The organism is Streptomyces sp. NPDC032745, assembly GCF_055579465.1.
Map to the genome: position 1 here is coordinate 15,877 of NZ_JBVING010000030.1, position 11,856 is coordinate 27,732.

The window sequence follows — 11,856 nt, forward strand, 5'->3', positions numbered from 1 at the left end:
CTGGTCAGTCGCCGGCCGCAGGGCGGGGCCCGGAACCGCGGGCATGTACGGGCAGCATCAGCGCCGAGTCCGCGTGGACCGTGATGCGCACCGGTGTGAAAGTGGTGGCGTCCACCGCCGACTCCCCGTTGCCGGGATTGCGGGCGTACCGCGGATGGGCGCCTCCGCTGACCTGCCAGCGTATGCGGTGGCCGACCGCGAACCGGTGGGCGGTGGAGCTCATCGGCACGGTGATCTGCGACGGCTCCTGCCCGTCCGCCTGCAGGCGGCCCAGCCCGTCGCAGATGTTGACGGAGCGGCCCTGTGCGTCCACGTCGCACAGGCGGGTGAAGACGTCGGCGTGGCCGGTGTCCGTGGAGATGCTCAACCGCGCGGAGACCGGCCCGAGTATCTCCACGGGTTCGGTCAGCGGGGGACCGGTGAACGTCAGTACGTCCTCGCGGGCCTCCAGGGTCTTGTTGTCGCGCGGACCGGCGGTACGGGAGAGGAGAGGGCCGCCGAGGGAGGGGGTCGGGTCCTCCGGGTCGTAGCGGAACGACGTCAGCGGCGCGGAGTCCGTCGGGGTCTGCTGGGTGAGATGCCCCTGCGCGGTGGGGAACCACGGGCTGACGCCCGTGGCCGGCGGCCAGTCGTCGAGGTTCCGCCAGGCGTTCTCGCCGCCGATGTGCAAGCGCACCCTTGTGGGACGCAGGCCGGAGGGATCGCCACCCAGGTGGGCGCGCAGCCAGGCGAGGCTCTCGGCGAACACCTCGGGCCATCCCTGTTGCAGGGCGGAGGTGTGGGTCCAGGGGCCGACGAGCAGGGCGGTCTCGCAGCCGGCCGCACGCAGCCGGTCGTACTGCTCGAAGGTCTGGTCGGCCAGCGCGTCGTGCCATCCGGTGATCAGACTCGTGGGCACGCGGAGCCGCCGTGCCGACTCCGCCGGCGACGCGCCGCGCCAGTACGGGTGCTCGGCGTCCGGGTGTGTCATCACCTCGTCCAGCCAGGGCACCTCGCCCCCGAGGGCCGGGGCGTACGCCCCGCGCAGTGGCTTGGCGGTGGTGACCTCGCGCAGCCGGCGCTGCAGGCGCAGTGTCGCCTTCAGGAACGGTCCCGTGCCCTGGTGCTGGTAGGTCATGCCCACGCCGACGGCGAGGGCGGTCTCCAGGTGCAGCGCACCGTCGGTGTGGAACAGGGCGTAGGGGTCGTGCAGGCCCACCTGCACCACCATTGCCTTCAGCTCCGGCGGCGGGTCCAGGGCGAGCGCCCACTGTACGTAGCCCAGGTAACTGGGGCCGATGGTCCCGAGCGTTCCGTTGAACCAGGGCTGCTCGCGCAGCCAGGACACCGTGGCCCGGCCGTCGGCGGCCTCGTTGCGCCACAGGGCGAACGCACCCCCCGAACCGCCGGTGCCGCGGCAGCTCTGCAGGACCACGTGAAAGCCCTGTTCGGCGAAGAGCAGGCCGTACATGGGCGACCACGGCACGCCTCTGCCGTACGGCGAGCGCACCAGGAGGGTGGGGAAGTCGCCCTCGGTGCGCGGGAAGTAGTGGTCCGTGATCAGCGGGCTGCCGTCGGCAGCCGGCACCACCAGCCCAGGCTCCCACCGGACATCGTGCAGTTTGGCCGGGAGGCGGCGCCATGTCGACCTCATCATCCGTGCGGCCAGCGGCGGTTTCCCGGCAGGCGGTGCCCAGGTCGGCCTCGACACAGGACCGCGCGTGGGTGACGTCATCGTTCTCCTCCTGATTTCCGTACAGTGTACGAGAATAGAGCATGCTTGACTGAGGCCCGCAAGGGCCGCCGATCAAGGAGAGGAGCGTGGACCGTGCCCCGCGAAGGAAATGCCGGCGCCCCGGGTGTCGATCCCCAGCAGCTCTGGCTGGGTTCTGACCAGCCCCGTAGGGGCCGCAAGCCTGCCTACAGCCGAGAGGTGATCACCGCGGTGGCCGTGGCCCTGGCGGACGCGGAGGGGCTCGAAGCGGTCACCATGCGGAAAGTCGCCGCACAGGTCGGAGCCGGCGTCATGTCGCTCTACAGCTACGCCCCCGACAAGGAGACGCTGCTGAACCTGATGGTCGACCACGTCAGCGGCGAACTGCCGACCGCACACACACTCACCGGAGACTGGCGCGCCGACCTGAAGGCGATCGCCCACCTCCAGCGCGCCCACATGCTGCGGCACCCCTGGCTGCCCGCCGCCCTGACCACGCGCCGCGTCCCCGGACCCCACACCCTGGCCTTCCTGGAGCGCGCGCTCGCCGCTCTGCGGCCCGCCGGACTGGACGGTGCGGCGAAGCTGGAGGTCTTCGCCCAGCTCACGGCATTCGTGGCCGGGCACGTCGCTCACGAGACGGCGCAGGCCGCGATGACGCAGTCCCCGGATCGGGCCGCAGCCGAAGCCCGCTACCTCGCGGTCGTCGCCGCAGACGGCCGCCACCCGGAACTCGCCGAAGCCCTCTCGGCTCCTGGACGCCCCCTCGCGCCCGAAGCCACCTTCAGCCGGTTCCTGAACCGCCTGATCGACGGTCTCGACACCGACTGATCCCGTAGGCCGCCACGCACCCCAGCCTGCGGGTGAGGCGCGAGACCCGTCGGCAATGAGGCCGTTCACCCTGCGGCCGTCGAGCAGGATCGCGGGTCATCGAGGCTGCGCACGTCTCGCCGCGCACCTTCTATGTGCACTTTCCGTTCGCGGTGGAGGCGACCCGCCGCTGGGCCGACGACGACATCACCGCCACCGCCGTCCTCGTCGCTACCTCGCTCCTGCTGGAGGGCGTCGGCGGCCGCTACTTCGCCGACTGCAACGAGGCCGAGGTCCTCGACCGCCGCGGCGCCGCGCTCCAGGGCGTGGCCCGCTACGTCGTCGACCCGTCCGGGGCCCGGCGCTTGTGGAGCCTCTCCGAGGAGATGCTCGCGAACGCCGGCTGAGCGAGGCGGTCACCGGTGGACCCTGCGTGACCGGGGCTACTTCGAACGCGTCTCCGTGACGATCGTGTAGAGCTCGACGATGACGCCGTCCCTGGTGCGGGCGATGTCGATGCCGCTCACGGTCGGCGGTTGACCGTCGGCCGGGCCGTACCGGAAACCGAGGTGGCCGATGTCGTCGAGCCCGGACGCGTCGCCTGCGGGGCGGAAGACCCAGTCCGGGTTCTCGGCAAGCAACTCTTCGGCGCGGCGCACGAAGTCCGTGCGCCCACGGTTGATGCGGTCCGGTTCGTGCCAGACCACGTCCTCGGCGTAGTTCTCGGCGATGACCGCGGCCCGACGGTCCGGGTCGGGTTCGTTGAACACCTCGAGAAGGTTGACTCGCATCAGATCGGCGGAGGATCTGGTCATGGTGAGTCCGTTCGTGTGGGCTGGCCGGTCTCTGCAACGGACGTTCAACGGTCCGCGCGGCCGGGTGCGTCAGATCGCGACGGCCGGGGCCGTCCGAAGCGGGGCGAGAGCCGAGGTCCAGGCGATGACCTGGTCGAGCATGGTGTCCAGCGCATGGACGTTGTGGTCACCGGGTTTGAAGACGCTGAAGTTCTCGAATTCGGTGTGCAGGGAGAGCACGACTTGCTGGCGTACGTCGGCCATTTGGAGCTCTGCGGCGACCAGGCGCAGTTGTTCGGCGGACCGTGCGCCGCCCGCGGCGCCGTAGGAGACCAGGCCGAGGGCCTTGTTGTTCCATTCGGCGTAGAGATAGTCGAGGGCGTTCTTCAGAACACCGGGGATGCCGTGGTTGTACTCGGGGGTGACGATGACGAATCCGTCGTACGCGGCGATGGTTTCGGCCCAGCGCCGCGTGTGCTCGTTCTGGTACTGGCCGAAGGAGGGCGGCATCGGCTCGTCGAGGTGGGGGAGCGGGTGGTCGCGCAGATCGAGCAGCTCGAAGCCGGCGTCGGTCCGGCGCGAGGCGTGGTCGAGGACCCAGTGCGCCACCTGGTCTCCGACGCGGTTGGGCCGGGTGCTGCCGAGGATGATGCCGATGGTGGACATGGTTGGCCTGCCTCTCGGTCAGCTCGGTGCGGCGGCCGACGCGGTGACGGCGGAGGCGAAGTCGGGCTGCACGCCGAGCTGGGCGAGCATGACGCTGAGTCCGACGTAGCAGTTGAACTCCTTGATCCTGCCGTTCTCGACGTACCAGAGGTCGGCCGTCGGGATGTTGAGCGCGGCGCCGGTCGGCCGGATGGTGCCGGCGGGCGTCTCGAACGGCCCGGTGAAGGTGCCCTGGATCGTCAGCTCGACGGCGACGATGTCGCCCATGACGTGGAACCGGTGCAGTTCGCGGTGCACGTCGGGTGCGAGCGCTCCCATGAAGGCGACCAGATCGCCAAGGTGCTCACCGCGGTAGCTCTCGCCGGCGACGACGTTGTTGAACACGCCGTCCTCGGCGAACAGGTCCATGAAGCCCTGCACGTCCAGGACGCTGCCCTCGGCCGCCCGGTACGCCGCCCGGACCACGGTCTCCGCGTCGGTGTTCATGGTGCCCTCCCGTGTTGAGAGAATCCATTCAAACCTTTGATTGAAATTGTGAGGAAGCGTGGGTCGCCTTGTCAAGCGATCGATTGAATTTATCGTGGCGCGGGTCCGGTACGGCTCATTCGCCCAGGCCAGAGGTTTACCGGGCGCCCTGAAACGCCCCGGCCACCACGGGGATGAGCATCCGCTCCACCCGCTCGGCGGGCTCGGCGCCCAGCTCGGCTCCGATGGGTGCCACCGCGAGCCAGTTCAGCATCCCGGCCGCACAGCGGACACGGAAGACGAGCTCCCGCTCGTCGACCTCGGGAAGGTTCGCCGCCAGTACCCGCACCGCCTGCCGTCGGGCCTGCTCGAACTTCCCGGCCAGCCTCTCCCACCCCTCGGGCGGATCGATCCCCACCCGCGCCACGGTCCGTATCACAGCCAGATCCCGCCCCCCGGCCACGAGGGCGCTCATCATCGGCCGGGCGAAGGCCTCGGCCAGCTCGCTCAGCGTCGCGCTCCCCGCCAGAGCGTCGAGCTCCCGGATCTGAGCGTCCAGGTAGCGCTCCAGCGCGTGCTCGATCGCCACATCGCACAGTGCCTTCAGCGATCCGAAGTGGTAACTCACCGCGGCGACGTTGGCTCCGGCGTTCTGGGTGATCTCGCGGAGGGTCACCCCTTCCTGTCCCCGCCGTGCGAGCAGCTCGAGAGCCGCCTCCAGCAGATCGTCCCGCGTTCGCTGACCGGCCTCGCGGCGAAGGTCCGTCTTCTCTGGCCTCACGATAGAACTCAAGCGACTGCTTGACTTCATTGTCAAGCAGTCGCCTGAACGCAATTCCCCTGAGTGCGACGCCGGGCCGGGCCGGGCAGTGCCGTGGCTGCGACCACTGCCCGGCCCGGAGCTTCAGGCTGCCTCCCGGGTGGCGTGCTCCTGCTCGCAGGCATCGTCGATGCCGTACGTCTCCCATGCCGGGAAGCCGTCCCCGGCGGGTACGGGCTCGCCCGGGTCGAGCAGGCACGCGTCGAGGGCTGCCCGGAGGGCGTCGGGGCGAAGCCCGGTGCCGATGAAGACGAGGTCCTGACGCTGGGCCGTGTCCTGACCGACGGCGCCCGAGGGTTCGAAGCGGGCCACCGCGCCGGCTCGTGACCACAGACCGGTGGCCCGGGGGCGGCTGGCGAGGTGGAAGAAGGCCCTTGGAGCGCAGGATGCGGCCGAAGGTGCCGCTGTCGTTCGAGGGGTACGTGCCCGTGGACGGCAGGGACGATCCTGGCCTCGGGGTCGAGATGCCTGAGGGTGACGCTCAGGCGCGCACCCTCCTCCGGTCCGACGAGGTCGAGCTCGTTGAGGACGATGACGTCCGCGAACTCGACCTGGTCCATGAGGTCGCTGACGGTGCGTTCGTCGTTCTCGTGCCGGTCGAGTCCGCGCGTGGCGGGTTCGTCGCCGCCGGCGAGGTCCGGCAGGAAGTTCGCCGCGTCGACGACGCTGACCATGGTGTCGAGGCGTACGAGGTCCCCAAGGGCGGCTCAGCCCTCGGGGCGGAGCAGGCCGCGCTCGTACGCCTTCACCAGACGCTGTGGCACCTGGTACACGGAGCCGTCGACCGTGATCGGGACGAGCCGGGGCGTGGTGGCCTTCCACTGGGCCCTGCGGTGGCGGGTGTTGCTGCGGGACGTCTTCCGCTTGGGGACGGCCATGGGATCTCCTGAGTGAGTCGGTGTGTTGTGGGAGTGGGTCGGGCCCCAGGGGGCGGCGGGTGCCGGAGGACGATCAGCCGCCCGACGAGGCGGCCTTCGCCGACGCGGGCTTCAGCCGAGCCTCACCTGCCGCCGTACGGGAGCAGGGCCATCTCGCGGGCGTTCTTGATCGCGGTGGCGAGCTGCCGCTGCTGCTGGGCGGTGACGCGGGTGACCCGGCGGCTGCGGATCTTGCCCCGGTCGGAGATGAACTTCCGCAGGAGATCGGTGTCCTTGTAGTCGATGTACGTGATCTTTGCTGCGTCCAGTGGGTTCGGGCGGGACTTGAGTGGCTTGTGGGGCGTCTGGCGGCGAGCCATGTGCGTTCCTTTCGGGTTGTCGGGTTGTCGGGTGGTGGTCAGGAGACGGGGTCGAGGAGGGGGCCGAAGGCGGCCGGGAGCCTCCGCCATGCCTCGGGTCCCGCCGCGTATTCGGCGTCGGTGAGGAGGCAGGACTCGAGCAGTCGCTTCAAGCCGTGGCGGTCGAGGCCAGGGGAGGTGAAGACGAGGTGCTGGCAGCAGTCGCCGTGTTCGGGATGCCAGTCGAGCGAGGCTGCCGCCCTGCGCATCGGAGGCACAAGCTCCCAGGCGGCGTCCGGCAGGGACGCCAGCCAGGGGCCGGCGTTCTCCACGCACAGGGCGCCACCCGCGGCGTCCCAGGCCAGCAGGGTGTCGGGGCGGTCGGCGAGCCAGAATCGGCCGCGGCTGCGGGCGGCCACGCAACAGAGGTCTTCCAGCGCCTCGTAGAGGCGTTCGGGGTGGAAGGGCCGCCGGCGGTGCCAGACGAGGGTGGTGACTCCCGCCTCGTCGGCTTCCTGGGGGAGCCGTGCGCAGGCCGGGTGCTGGGCGGCCGCCGCCGTCTCCACGTCGAAACCGGCGAAGGCCAGCCGGGCGAGTTCGCCGGATGAGGCGGGTACCTGCCGGGCGGTCGGATGGAGCTGGGTGAGGAGGGCCCGATCCCCGTCATCGGCTTCCTCGCTGTCGACGAGGGCGAGTACGGGCGCGTACTCCAACTGCCGGGCCCAGGTGTCTCCGACGGTGCGCTGGTCCGTGGCGGCTGCCGCGAGGCCCACCTCCGCCAGGTCGTCGCCGTTGACGAGGTAGGGGAGTACGAGCGCGGGGTCGACCGCGGTGATCACGGCGGTGAGGTCGAGTACGTCGGCGCCGTGTGCGGTGACGACCTCGGCCATCGCCTTGGGCTCCACGGAGTCCCAGAGCTCGACGACGGCCAGCCGGGTCAGGCCGCCGTCGGCCAGTCGTTCCAGTTCGGGGACCAGGTCCTCGCGCAGCGCGCAGCACGCACAGTCGTTCACGAGGGGTGCCGTGCCCCGGGACAGCTCGCCCGAAGCGTCGCGCAGCACGCGCCGCACCGTGCCCTGCGGTGCGGTGGACAGGTCGTGGTGGAGGGCGACGCTGTCGGGGACGGCGTGCAGCAGCCGGTCCACGACTTCCTTGCGGGCGTCGCAGTGGAGCCCGCCGACGATGACGACGGGCAGGGTCACGCCGTGCTCCCGTAGCGGCGCTGGAAGCGCTCGACGCGGCCGGCGGTGTCCAGGACGCGGGCGGTGCCGGTGTAGAAGGGGTGGCTCTGCGAGGAGATTTCCACGTCGATGACGGGGTAGGTGTTGCCGTCTTCCCACTCGACGGTGTTGGTGCTGGTCGCCGTGGACCGGGTGAGGAAGGCGAAGTCGGCGGCCTTGTCGCGGAAGACGACGGGGCCGTAGGCGGGGTGGATTCCGGGCTTCATGACGGTGTCCTTCAGACAGGGAGCGGGGTCAGCGTTCTTCGCGGAAGTCGACGTGCCGGCGTACCACCGGGTCGAACTTGCGCAGCACCATGCGGTCCGGGTCGTTCCGCCGGTTCTTGCGGGTGACGTACGTGTAGCCGGTGCCCGCGGTGGAGCGGAGCTTGACGATCGGGCGTACCTCGTTGCGTGCCATGCCGCTACTATACGGGAATGGAAATCGTTTCCAATAACCGTTTCGGTTCAGAGAGAGGCAGGTAACACCGTGTCCGCCCACTGCCAGCTCACCGGCGCCCAGCCGGGCTTCGGCAACAACATCTCCCACTCGCACCGGCGCACCTCCCGCCGCTTCGACCCCAACATCCAGGCCAAGCGCTACTGGCTGCCGAGTGAAGGCCGTCATGTCCGGCTGACCCTGAGCGCGAAGGCGATCAAGACCATCGACACCATCGGCATCGAGGCCGCGGTGGCCCGGATCCGCGCGCGCGGGGTGAAGGTCTGATGGCAAAGAAGAGCAAGATCGCGCAGAACGAGAAGCGCAAGGCGATCGTTGCGCGCTACGCCGCCCGGCGTGCCGAGCTGAAGGAGGTCCTGCGGCGGCCGTCGTCGACGGAGGCCGAACGGCGCACGGCGCTGGAGGAACTGCGCAAGCAGCCCCGCAACGCGAGCACCACCCGCGTGCGCAACCGGGACGCCGTCGACGGCCGGCCCCGCGGCCATCTGCGGAAGTTCGGCCTCTCCCGCGTCCGCATGCGAGAACAGGCGCACGCCGGCTTCCTCCCCGGAGTCACCAAGTCCTCCTGGTAGCGCCCGTACGCCCGGCGCCGGCGCGTGGGCCCCGTCTCCGGTGGGAGGCGTGGCCCTCGCATCAGGCTTCGCGGGGCGGCTGCGCCACCGGCGGACATGTCCCACACGGAGTCATGACCGGCTCCGCGTCGCCCGTGTCGAACCCGCCGTCAAGACTGCCGTGTCGGACCGGCGGCCGTGCCGCTGTCCGCGGCCACGCGGAAGCCGATGTTGCCGGTGGAACTGTCGGGCGTGTTGGAGCTGCGGGCCGCGACGCGATAGCGGTTGCAGTACGAGTCGTGGCAGAGGTAGGACCCGCCGCGCATCACGCGGCTGGTTCCGGGGGCGAACCAGTCGGCGCACCATTCCCATACGTTTCCGACGGCGTTGTAGAGCCCGAAGCCGTTGGGGCGGAAGGACTTCGCCGGTGCCGTGCCCTCGTAGCCGTCCTCCGCGGTGTTGCGGGTGGGGAAGTCGCCCTGCCAGATGTTGCACATGTGCCGGCCGCCGGGGGTGAGGTCGTCGCCCCACGGGTAACGCCGCTGCTCGAGCCCGCCGCGGGCCGCGTACTCCCATTCGGCCTCGGTGGGCAGGCGGGTGCCGGACCAGGCGCAGTACGCCTGGGCGTCGTTCCAGGAGACGTGGATGACGGGGTGGTTCTGGCGCGCGGTGACGGACGAACCGGCGCCCTCGGGGTGCCGCCAGCTGGCACCGGGGACGGCCCGCCACCAGGGGACGGCCGCCACGGCCGCAGACGCGGCGGCGACGTCCTCGGTCAGGAAGCCGCCGAAGACGAAGGAGAAGCCGAAGTGTTCGGCTTCGGTGACGTGGCCGGAGGCTTTGACGAAGGTGGCGAACTGGGCGTTGGTCACCGTCGTGGGCGCGACGCGGAACGGGCCGACGGTGACCTCGCGTACCGGCCCTTCGCCGTCGGCCGGGAAGGAGTCCGGGTCGTCGGTGCCCATGAGGAAGCGCCCGCCCGGCAGGTCTACGAGCTGCCGGGCGGCCCGCTGGGCGGCACCTGCAGGTGGACGCGGTGCAAGGGAGAGCGCGACGGTGGTGGCGTCACCGTGTCCGGGAGTGCAGCAGGAAAGCATGACGGCTCCGTCGGTTTGCGTTGAGGGCGGGGCGGGGCAGGTGCCCCGCGGGTGATGCCGCGGGGCACCCGGCCGGGTACCGCTAGGCGCTTCGGTCGGCGGCGAGTTGCGCCGCCAGGGCGGGGATGCCCAGGTTCTGCTCGTCCGCCGGTGTGGCCTGGTACAGCTTGTTCGTCAGCTGGTACGGGTCGACCGCCAGGTCGTAGTACTCGCGGAACTTCAGCTGCCCCGTGCCGGACACGGTGCCGTTGCCGTCGGTGGTGAGGTCGTAGTACTCCGTGTACTGCTTGTTCTGGCCCACGTACGAGGCCCAGGTGGGCGGGCCGCCCGCGGTCGCACCCTGCTGCCACCACTCGACGAGCAGGTGGTCGCGGCTGTGCGAGGAGAGCAGGGACCTGCCGTCCACCGAGTGGGTGGGCGTGATGCCGGCCGCGTCGAGGACCGTGGGGGCGATGTCGATGTTCGCGGTGATGCGGCTGTCGGTGGTCCCCGTACTCAGGCCGCCGGCCGGCCAGGAGAGGTAGAACGGCACCTCGTGCGCCGGGCGGTAGGGCACCGACTTCTTGGTCCATCCGTGGTCGGCCCAGGTGAAACCGTTGTCGGCGATGTAGATGACCAGGGTGTTGTCGAGCTGTCCGAGCGCCTGGAGCTTGTTCTTGAACGCCTGGACCGTGTCGTCGACGGTGAGCAGCGTGCGCAGCTGTTCCTCGCGGATCTGCTTCCCGTCGGCCAGGGTCCCGGTCGCGTTCCGGATGTAGGCGGGCTTGTCGCTGCGGTCGTTCTCCGGAACGGAGGGCCTGCCGTTCCAGTCCGGGACGGCCGTGCCGGCGTACTTCGCCTCGGGGGTGCGCGGGCCGTGGGAGGCGTACGGGGTGACGTACGCGAACCAGGGCCGGGAGTCGGCCGCCGACTTGTCGAGGAAGTCCAGCGTGCGGTTCTTGATGATGTTGGTGGTGTAGCCGTTGATCGTCTGGACCGTTCCGTTGACGTTCCACTGTGCGTCGACGTAGCCCGGCTGGAGCAGGGCGAACTCCTCGAAGTGCGGCGGATTGTCGGACAGGGTCCAGGAGTTGAGCCACTTGCCGAACAGTCCTGTGCGGTATCCGGCCTCCTTCAGGTACCGGGGCAGGGTGGTGCTCTGGTCGAGCCGGTACGAGGCCTTGTTGTTGCGGACGCCGTGGTGGTGGGCGTAGCGGCCGGTGAGGACCGACGACCGGGAGGGCGAGCAGAGCGGGGTGGTGACGTGCCCGTTGGTGAACTTGACGCCCTGGTCGGCCAGCCAGGCCGTGGTCTTCGGCTGTGCCCATTCGGTGTGCTTGGGCTGGTCGTCCGTGACGATGAGCAGGATGTTGGGACGGGTCGCGGCAGCGGCGGGAGGGGCGGCCGCCGCCTGGGCGATCGCCGGAACCGCCGCGGCGGCCGCCGCGGCCGCCGTGCCGGCGAGGAACCCGCGGCGGCTCACCCGCGGTCTGCTGTTGTCGCTCATGGGATGTCTTCTCCTGGTTCCGCAGCTCGTACGGGTACGGCAGAGCAACTGCCGTGAAGGGGTGGAAGAGAGACGAGGATCAGGCATCGGCCGGTCGGCCCCTTCGGGGCGGACCGGTGCGCAATGCCAGGTGGGGATCCCGTGCGAAGAGACGCGTGGTTTTACCGTCGCGCCCGGGCGATCGGACACAGAGCGCTCGCCAGCCTGCCCAGATCGAGGTGGCGGCGCGCAGTGAGAGGGCTTCCTGCTGCCATGCCGATGAGGTTAGGGGCGGGGGCGAAGCCGGTCCATGTACGGCATATGAAAAGAGGAACCCGCTTGAACGGCTCTCCCCGGGTGACCCGGCCGTGCGCGTGCGGGGACCGGCACGGCCCGACGCCGGGCTGCCGGTCGATGAGCTGCTCGCCGCGCGCAACACCCTCCGGCGGCTGCCGGAGGGTGTTGGGGTTGGTCAGTGCCGAGCGCGACCGCCGGTCAGCTCTTGACCAGCAGGCCGCGGCTGCGCAGTACCCACCGCTCGACGGGGCTGAAGATCAGGAGGTCGATGGCGATGCCGACGACGAGGATGAGGATGATCGC

At 70.4% G+C, this 11,856-nt stretch carries 16 protein-coding genes and 2 pseudogenes; 4 read left to right on the forward strand and 14 right to left on the reverse strand.

Annotated elements, in window-relative coordinates:
• Positions 1-4: 4 nt before the first annotated feature.
• Positions 5-1,633, reverse strand: a complete 1,629-nt coding sequence (locus ACZ5WG_RS40320; protein WP_468729641.1) for a CocE/NonD family hydrolase — start codon at positions 1,631-1,633, stop codon at positions 5-7.
• A gap of 174 nt (positions 1,634-1,807) precedes the next feature.
• Here ACZ5WG_RS40320 and ACZ5WG_RS40325 point away from each other — a divergent pair, with 174 nt between their 5' ends.
• Together ACZ5WG_RS40325 and ACZ5WG_RS40330 are read left to right on the forward strand one after the other, a co-directional pair.
• On the forward strand, positions 1,808-2,524 hold the full coding sequence (locus ACZ5WG_RS40325; RefSeq protein WP_468729629.1) for a TetR/AcrR family transcriptional regulator: 717 nt from the start codon (positions 1,808-1,810) through the stop codon (positions 2,522-2,524).
• Positions 2,525-2,658: 134 nt separating this feature from the next.
• Positions 2,659-2,910, forward strand: coding sequence for a hypothetical protein (locus ACZ5WG_RS40330; protein ID WP_468729630.1), 252 nt, complete (start codon positions 2,659-2,661; stop codon positions 2,908-2,910).
• A 36-nt stretch (positions 2,911-2,946) separates the two neighbouring features.
• Here ACZ5WG_RS40330 and ACZ5WG_RS40335 read toward each other — a convergent pair whose 3' ends face one another.
• The 10 genes and pseudogenes from ACZ5WG_RS40335 to rpmG form a co-directional block, all read right to left on the reverse strand.
• Positions 2,947-3,318, reverse strand: a complete 372-nt coding sequence (locus ACZ5WG_RS40335) for a nuclear transport factor 2 family protein (protein ID WP_468729631.1) — start codon at positions 3,316-3,318, stop codon at positions 2,947-2,949.
• Positions 3,319-3,387: 69 nt separating this feature from the next.
• Positions 3,388-3,963, reverse strand: a complete 576-nt coding sequence (locus ACZ5WG_RS40340) for an NADPH-dependent FMN reductase (protein WP_468729632.1) — start codon at positions 3,961-3,963, stop codon at positions 3,388-3,390.
• Between the two features lie 18 nt (positions 3,964-3,981).
• The gene (locus ACZ5WG_RS40345; protein ID WP_468729633.1) at positions 3,982-4,449 is read right to left on the reverse strand and encodes an ester cyclase; all 468 of its coding nucleotides are present in this window, start codon (positions 4,447-4,449) and stop codon (positions 3,982-3,984) included.
• Between the two features lie 136 nt (positions 4,450-4,585).
• Positions 4,586-5,209 carry a TetR/AcrR family transcriptional regulator gene (locus tag ACZ5WG_RS40350; protein WP_468729634.1) on the reverse strand — a complete coding sequence of 208 codons (624 nt, stop codon included), beginning with the start codon at positions 5,207-5,209 and terminating at the stop codon, positions 4,586-4,588.
• A gap of 123 nt (positions 5,210-5,332) precedes the next feature.
• Positions 5,333-5,955: pseudogene (locus ACZ5WG_RS40355) on the reverse strand (CobW family GTP-binding protein); the annotation flags it as partial.
• A complete protein-coding gene (gene rpmF, locus ACZ5WG_RS40360) occupies positions 5,956-6,126 on the reverse strand; it encodes a 50S ribosomal protein L32 (protein ID WP_468729635.1) in 171 nt (56 codons plus the stop codon).
• Positions 6,127-6,248: 122 nt separating this feature from the next.
• On the reverse strand, positions 6,249-6,485 hold the full coding sequence (gene rpsR / locus ACZ5WG_RS40365) for a 30S ribosomal protein S18 (RefSeq protein ID WP_468729636.1): 237 nt from the start codon (positions 6,483-6,485) through the stop codon (positions 6,249-6,251).
• A 38-nt stretch (positions 6,486-6,523) separates the two neighbouring features.
• Positions 6,524-7,666: a CobW family GTP-binding protein gene (locus ACZ5WG_RS40370; RefSeq protein WP_468729637.1), complete on the reverse strand. Its 1,143-nt coding sequence runs from the start codon at positions 7,664-7,666 to the stop codon at positions 6,524-6,526.
• Positions 7,663-7,911 carry a type B 50S ribosomal protein L31 gene (locus ACZ5WG_RS40375; RefSeq protein ID WP_030162348.1) on the reverse strand — a complete coding sequence of 83 codons (249 nt, stop codon included), beginning with the start codon at positions 7,909-7,911 and terminating at the stop codon, positions 7,663-7,665. The genes ACZ5WG_RS40370 and ACZ5WG_RS40375 overlap by 4 nt, the downstream gene beginning before the upstream one ends.
• A 28-nt stretch (positions 7,912-7,939) precedes the next feature.
• Positions 7,940-8,104 carry a 50S ribosomal protein L33 gene (gene rpmG, locus ACZ5WG_RS40380; RefSeq protein ID WP_030162346.1) on the reverse strand — a complete coding sequence of 55 codons (165 nt, stop codon included), beginning with the start codon at positions 8,102-8,104 and terminating at the stop codon, positions 7,940-7,942.
• A 69-nt stretch (positions 8,105-8,173) separates the two neighbouring features.
• Between rpmG and rpmB the strand changes: the two genes are divergently transcribed.
• Positions 8,174-8,410 carry a 50S ribosomal protein L28 gene (gene rpmB, locus ACZ5WG_RS40385; protein WP_136226631.1) on the forward strand — a complete coding sequence of 79 codons (237 nt, stop codon included), beginning with the start codon at positions 8,174-8,176 and terminating at the stop codon, positions 8,408-8,410.
• Complete coding sequence (rpsN, locus tag ACZ5WG_RS40390) at positions 8,410-8,715, forward strand: 30S ribosomal protein S14 (RefSeq protein ID WP_468729638.1); 306 nt, start codon at positions 8,410-8,412, stop codon at positions 8,713-8,715. Before rpmB ends, rpsN begins: the two co-directional genes overlap by 1 nt.
• A gap of 149 nt (positions 8,716-8,864) precedes the next feature.
• Here rpsN and ACZ5WG_RS40395 read toward each other — a convergent pair whose 3' ends face one another.
• From ACZ5WG_RS40395 to ACZ5WG_RS40405, 3 genes and pseudogenes are all read right to left on the reverse strand, one after another.
• Positions 8,865-9,791, reverse strand: coding sequence for a formylglycine-generating enzyme family protein (locus ACZ5WG_RS40395; RefSeq protein ID WP_468729639.1), 927 nt, complete (start codon positions 9,789-9,791; stop codon positions 8,865-8,867).
• An 82-nt stretch (positions 9,792-9,873) separates the two neighbouring features.
• Positions 9,874-11,277, reverse strand: a complete 1,404-nt coding sequence (locus ACZ5WG_RS40400; protein ID WP_468729640.1) for a sulfatase family protein — start codon at positions 11,275-11,277, stop codon at positions 9,874-9,876.
• A gap of 474 nt (positions 11,278-11,751) precedes the next feature.
• A pseudogene (locus ACZ5WG_RS40405) lies at positions 11,752-11,856 on the reverse strand (ABC transporter permease); the annotation flags it as partial.

Excerpts from the sequence above, each read along its gene's own strand:
- rpsN (WP_468729638.1), top strand. The coding sequence starts at position 8,410 with ATGGCAAAGAAGAGCAAGATCGCGCAGAACGAGAAGCGCAAGGCGATC.
- rpmG (WP_030162346.1), bottom strand. The coding sequence starts at position 8,104 with ATGGCACGCAACGAGGTACGCCCGATCGTCAAGCTCCGCTCCACCGCG.
- rpmF (WP_468729635.1), bottom strand. The coding sequence starts at position 6,126 with ATGGCCGTCCCCAAGCGGAAGACGTCCCGCAGCAACACCCGCCACCGC.
- ACZ5WG_RS40335 (WP_468729631.1), bottom strand. The coding sequence starts at position 3,318 with ATGACCAGATCCTCCGCCGATCTGATGCGAGTCAACCTTCTCGAGGTG.
- ACZ5WG_RS40395 (WP_468729639.1), bottom strand. The coding sequence starts at position 9,791 with ATGCTTTCCTGCTGCACTCCCGGACACGGTGACGCCACCACCGTCGCG.
- ACZ5WG_RS40345 (WP_468729633.1), bottom strand. The coding sequence starts at position 4,449 with ATGAACACCGACGCGGAGACCGTGGTCCGGGCGGCGTACCGGGCGGCC.
- ACZ5WG_RS40400 (WP_468729640.1), bottom strand. The coding sequence starts at position 11,277 with ATGAGCGACAACAGCAGACCGCGGGTGAGCCGCCGCGGGTTCCTCGCC.
- ACZ5WG_RS40340 (WP_468729632.1), bottom strand. The coding sequence starts at position 3,963 with ATGTCCACCATCGGCATCATCCTCGGCAGCACCCGGCCCAACCGCGTC.
- rpsR (WP_468729636.1), bottom strand. The coding sequence starts at position 6,485 with ATGGCTCGCCGCCAGACGCCCCACAAGCCACTCAAGTCCCGCCCGAAC.
- ACZ5WG_RS40375 (WP_030162348.1), bottom strand. The coding sequence starts at position 7,911 with ATGAAGCCCGGAATCCACCCCGCCTACGGCCCCGTCGTCTTCCGCGAC.
- ACZ5WG_RS40320 (WP_468729641.1), bottom strand. The coding sequence starts at position 1,633 with ATGAGGTCGACATGGCGCCGCCTCCCGGCCAAACTGCACGATGTCCGG.